Genomic DNA, 5,545 nt, shown 5'->3' on the forward strand with positions numbered 1-5,545 from the left:
CCTTGAAGTGCACGTCGAGCTGCTGACCGCGAGCAAGATGTTCTGCGGCTGCCGCAACGCGTTCGGGGCTCCGCCGAACACCAATGTGTGTCCGGTCTGCCTGGGCTTCCCCGGCAGCCTGCCGGTGGCCAACGCTAAGGCGGTCGAGCATCTGTGCAAGGCGGGTATGGCGCTGGGATGCGACGTCGCGGCGTATTCGAAGTTCGACCGCAAGAACTACTTCTATCCCGACATGCCCAAGAACTATCAGATCTCGCAGTACGACATGCCGTTGACGACGGGCGGCGGCATCACGCTGCCGTCGGGCAAGCGCGTGCGGCTCACGCGCATCCATCTCGAAGAGGATACGGGCAAAAACGTTCATGCGGGCGAGAGCATCGCCAAGTCCGCCTACACCCTGGTGGACTTCAACCGCGCCGGCGTGCCGCTCATGGAGATCGTCAGCGAGCCTGAGATCGCGTCGGCGCAAGAGGCCGAGGCGTACCTCACCGAGCTCAAAGCCGTGATGTCGTACATCGGTGTGTCCGACGTCAAGATGCACGAAGGCTCGCTGCGCTGCGACGCCAACGTGTCGCTGCGCCCGGCCGGCACCACAGGCCTCGGCACGAAGGTGGAGATCAAGAACCTCAACTCGTTCCGCTCCGTCGGGCGCGCCATCGAGTACGAGATCGAGCGCATGCGCGGGTGCCTGCGCGCCGGCGAGCGCATCGTGCAAGAGACGCGCGGCTGGGACGAGACCACAAGCAGCACGCACTCGATGCGTTCCAAAGAGCAAGCGCACGACTATCGCTACTTCCCTGATCCGGATCTCGTGCCGCTGGAGCTCGACAAAAAGCTGCTCGAACGGTGGCGCAGCGAACTGCCGGAATTGCCGGCTGCCAAGCGCGAGCGCTACGTGCGCGACTTCGGCCTCTCCCCCTACGATGCCGGCGTCCTCACCGAGGAACGTGTGATCGCGCAGTTCTTCGAAGCGGTGGCATCGTCGAGCGGCAATCCGAAACAGGCGGCCAATTGGATGATGGGCGACGTCCGCCGGGTGCTCCAAAAGCACGAGCTGACGCTTGCCGAAGCCAAGATGCGCCCGCAGCAGCTGGCCGCGCTCATCGCGTTGGTCACCGACGGCACTATCTCGGGCAAAGCCGCCAAGGAAGTGATCGAACCGGTCGTGGTCGAGGGGGCAGACCCCAAGCGCGTGGTAGATGAGCGCGGCCTCGCGCAGACCTCGGACACCTCCGCCGTTGCCGCTTTCGTCGACCAGGCGCTTGCCGCCAATGCTGAATCGGTCTCTTCGTACAAGGCCGGCAAGGAGAAGGCGTTCGAGTTCATCGTGGGCCAGGTGATGAAGCTCTCGCGCGGCAAGGCCAATGTCGAAATGGTGCGCGCGCTGCTCAAGGAGCGCCTTGGCTGACGCGCACGCGCTCGCCGCACTCGAATTCGACGACGTCGTCGCGCAGATAGCGGCGAAGACCACCTGCGAACCCGGCAAGCGCGCCGCGGCCGGACTAGCGCCGCTCCCCTCGCGCGCGCAGGCCGATGAAGAACAGGAGCTGGTCGAGGATGCGATGGCGTTCGTCCACGCGGGCGGCGACATCGCGTTCGGCGGCGCGCAAGACGTCACCGAGCTGATCGCGCGCGCGCACAAGGGCGCGACGCTCTCCGGGCCTGACCTGCACGCGATCTCCGAGGCGGAGCGCGCGCTGCGCGCCGTCGGACATGTAGCAGCGCGTTCTTTGAACGCGCACGATCCTGCAGGTGACGCCTTCGCGGCGCCGCGCGGGGCGTTCAAGTCGCTGCTCTCCCGCCGTCAGGACACCGCCGACCTCGTGCGCCGCATCGATGCCGCGATCGAACCGGAAGGCCGAGTGGCCGATGCAGCCTCGCCGGAGCTCGCGCGCATCCGCCGCCAGCAGCGCGTGCTGCACGACGAGATCCGCGATCGCTGCGCCGCGATCACGCGCAACCCGAGCACAGCGAAGATGCTGTCCGAAGCGGTTGTGACGGTGCGCGCCGGCCGCTACGTCGTGCCCGTGCGCAAGGAGTTCGCCGGCGAGTTTCCCGGCGTCGTGCACGACGAGTCATCCTCGGGCTCGACGGTCTACGTCGAGCCGCTGGCCTCGGTCGAAGCCAACAACCGCTTGCGCGCGCTCGAATCCGCAGAGGAGCGAGAGATCGCGCGCATCCTGGCGCAGCTCACGTCGCACGTCGGCGCGCACGCACAGGCGCTGCAGGCCAACGCCGCGCTGCTGGCGCGGCTCGACGCGGTCGGCGCGCGAGCGCGATGGGGGCTTGCGCACGCCGCGCTGCGTCCGCTGCTGGCCGAGCGGCACGCCTTGCGCATCGCGGGCGGGCGCCATCCGCTGCTGACGCGCGCGGCGAAACCCCTCGACGTCGAGGTCGGCATCGGCTTCGACGCGCTGGTCATCAGCGGTCCGAACATGGGGGGCAAGAGCGTCGCGCTCAAGACGATGGGTCTGTTCTGCCTGCTCGCGTACTCAGGCGTGCCGCTGCCGGCCTCGCCGGGCACCGAGATAGGCTGGTTCGACCGCATCGTGTGCGTGCTGGGTGACGAGCAGTCGATCGCGCAGAATTTGTCATCATTTTCCGCGCATCTCGCAGCGTTGCGCGCTGCGCTCGAGAGCGCCTCGAGCGGCAGCCTCGTCCTCGTCGACGAGATCGGCAGCGGTACCGAGCCGGTCGCGGGCGCTGCGCTGGCCCAGGCCACCATCGAAGCCCTGCTCGCGAAAGGGGCGCGCGTCGTGGTCACCACGCACTACACGCAGCTCAAGGTGTTCGCGGCCGCCACGGAACGCGTTGCCAACGCCTCGATGCTCTTCGACGCCGCGACCAACGCACCGACCTACGTGCTTGCCATCGGCGTGCCGGGCCAATCGCTCGCGTTTCCGCTGGCACGCGCGCTCGGTCTGCCGCCGGCCATGATCGCGCGCGCGGAGGCGCTGCTCGGAGAAGAGGGACGCCGCCTCGAGAGCGCGTTCGAGGGGCTGGCGGCAGAGCGTTCCGAGATGCTCAAACGTCAGGCCGAGTTCGAAGCGCTGCGCGCGCAGGCAAGCGGCCTGGAGCGCCAGCTCAAAGACCAGGCGGCCGCGTTTGAGCGCGAGCGAAAACAGTTCGAGCAGCGCGCGGCCGCGGTGCTCGATGACGCCGTGCGCCAGGTGCGCGCCGAGCTCATGGAGCGCGCCGCTCGCAGCGGCGAATCGCGCCGGCGCCAGAGCGGCGCAGCGGCGCCGGCGGCGGACCTGAACAAGACGCTTGAGGACATGCGCAAGAGCCTCGGGCTGCAGGCCGCGGAGCCCGGCGACCCGGCGGCCCGGCAGCTGCAGCCAGGCGACCGCGTCTACGTGCGCAGCTTCGGCGCCCCGGGCACGGTGAGCGAGCTGTACGATCGCGACGCGCTGGTCACCATGGGTTCGGTGAAAGTGGTTGTGCCGCGCTCAGAGCTTGGCGCCGACGTCAGCGCAACCGGAACGGCGAGCGCGCAGAAGAAGCCTGGAGCGGCGGAAAGAAAGCCTGGAGCGGTCGAATTCATTCGACCGAGCAGCTCAAACGTGCCGCTGGCAAGCGACGCGCCAAGCGCGATCGACGTACGCGGCATGCGCGTCGACGAGGCGATGCCGCTGGTCGACAAAGCGCTCGACAGCGCAAGCCTTGCGGGTGCCGCGGAGCTGCGCATCATCCACGGCAAAGGCACCGGTCAGCTCGGGAAGGGGATTCGCGAGTTCCTGCGCGGTCATGCGCAGGTCGCTAGCCTTGCCCAGGCGGGTGATCGTGAAGGCGGCTCTGGCGTCACCATAGTAACCCTTCGTTGAGGTTGTAACGCGCTTCGGCTCGGAGGTCCCAATGCGTCCGATATTAGTCGTCTTAGGATTCCTTGCCAGCATCGCATCATTTGCGACAGCTTGTAGTTCAGCATCGACGCCGACGACACCGGCGTCGACCATGCCACATCTCTACGCGGCAGAACCAGACGCCAACCAGGTCGCGGTCCTCGCTCAGCCGCTGACTGGGGCGAGTCTCCCAGGGTTCGCGATCTCGGGTTTCAACTTCAATTCCGGTGTGGCGTTTGATAGTGCAAAGAACCTGTATGTGACCAACACATCCACCCCGAGCATCGCCGTGTTCGCACCCCCGTACAACGCTGCGAGCGCGCCCGTATTTACGATAGCGGGCGTAACCTCTGGGCTGAGCACCCCCGAACAGATCGGATTTGATGCCGCAGGCGACCTCTGGGTCGCTGACGAGACCAACGGTGTTATCAAGTACGTCCCTCCGTTCAGCGCGAGTAGCGCCCCCGCGCTCCACGTGAATACCGGTCTCAGTTCACCGCAAGGAGTAGCGTTCGACAGCGCTGCCAACCTGTACGTCGCGGACAACGCAGGAAAGCTCGCCATGTTCGCACCGCCATACGCGTCCGCGCCCACGACGACTACCACCGGCCTGCAGTTTCCACTCGCGATCGTGTCCGATGGGTCACACGTGTACGTAGCGGACTTCGGCGTGAAAGGCATCGTCGCGTTCAACACCCCGCTGGTTGGCGGAGATACTCCGGTGTTCACGCTGAGCTTCGGCCTCTTGAACGGACCACACGGCCTGACGCTCGATGCAAATGGCAACCTGCTCGCCGGCACAAATGCGGGCGAGATCGTGATATACTCGCCGCCGTTCACGTCTACGAACTTCCCCGTGTTCAACATTCCATGCTTTGAAGCGCCGTCGACCAACTGCCTCACGCGGCAGCTGGCCTTTGGCCCCTGATCGTTGAGCAATGAGCCGGCGGCCCGCATGGCCGACGTCTTGAGCGGCCGTTGCGTCGACGTCTTCTCCAAAGAAGACCTCGTGAAGCGGCTGGCCGAAGGGCGGCCGCTTCGCGTGAAACTTGGCATCGATCCGACCGGCCCGCTGCTGCATTTGGGCCATGCGGTCGTGCTGCGTAAACTTCGCCAGTTTCAGGACCTCGGCCATCAGGCGATCCTGATCGTCGGCGATTTCACCGCGCAGATCGGTGATCCGAGCGGCCGCGCCGACGCGCGCAAGCCGCGTCTGCGCGAAGACATACGCAACGACATGAAGACCTACGCGGACCAAGCCGGCCTCATCCTCGATATGGACAAGACGGAGATCCGCTATAACAGCGAGTGGCTCGGCAAGCTGTCGTTCGGCGATATCATCGAGCTCGCCGGCAAGACGACCGTGGCGCGCATGCTCGAGCGCGACGACTTCAGCAAGCGATATTTCGCGCAGGAGCCCATCGGCCTCCACGAGCTGCTCTATCCGCTCGGCATGGGCTACGATTCGGTCGCCGTCAAAGCCGACATCGAGCTCGGCGGCACCGAGCAGCTCTTCAATCTATTGATGGGCCGCAAGCTGCAAGAGGAGTTCGGGCTGGCGTCGCAGATCTGCATGACGCTGCCGATCCTCGAGGGCACCGACGGCGTGCAGCGCATGGGCAAGAGCCTCAACAACTTCATCGCGCTGCGCGAGCCGCCGGCGCAGATGTTCGGCAAGATCATGTCACTGCCCGATGTCCTGC

4 protein-coding genes are annotated in these 5,545 nt (G+C 66.2%); all 4 read left to right on the forward strand.

Going from position 1 to position 5,545, the window contains the following annotated elements:
- A partial coding sequence (gene gatB, locus VKF82_03330; GenBank protein HME81091.1) for an Asp-tRNA(Asn)/Glu-tRNA(Gln) amidotransferase subunit GatB occupies positions 1–1,408 on the forward strand: 1,408 nt, incomplete at its 5' end.
- On the forward strand, positions 1,401–3,824 hold the full coding sequence (locus VKF82_03335; protein HME81092.1) for an endonuclease MutS2: 2,424 nt from the start codon (positions 1,401–1,403) through the stop codon (positions 3,822–3,824). The genes gatB and VKF82_03335, both read left to right, overlap by 8 nt.
- Positions 3,825–3,954: 130 nt before the next feature.
- On the forward strand, positions 3,955–4,770 hold the full coding sequence (locus VKF82_03340; protein ID HME81093.1) for a hypothetical protein: 816 nt from the start codon (positions 3,955–3,957) through the stop codon (positions 4,768–4,770).
- Positions 4,771–4,797: 27 nt separating this feature from the next.
- On the forward strand, positions 4,798–5,545 hold a 748-nt coding region (tyrS, locus tag VKF82_03345; GenBank protein HME81094.1), incomplete at its 3' end, for a tyrosine--tRNA ligase.

Source organism: Candidatus Eremiobacteraceae bacterium (genome assembly GCA_035314825.1).
Lineage (GTDB): Bacteria > Vulcanimicrobiota > Vulcanimicrobiia > Eremiobacterales > Eremiobacteraceae > JAFAHD01.

Bases quoted from the DNA above. Each gene is read 5' to 3' on its own strand.
- VKF82_03340 (HME81093.1), top strand. From the start codon at position 3,955: ATGCCACATCTCTACGCGGCAGAACCAGACGCCAACCAGGTCGCGGTC.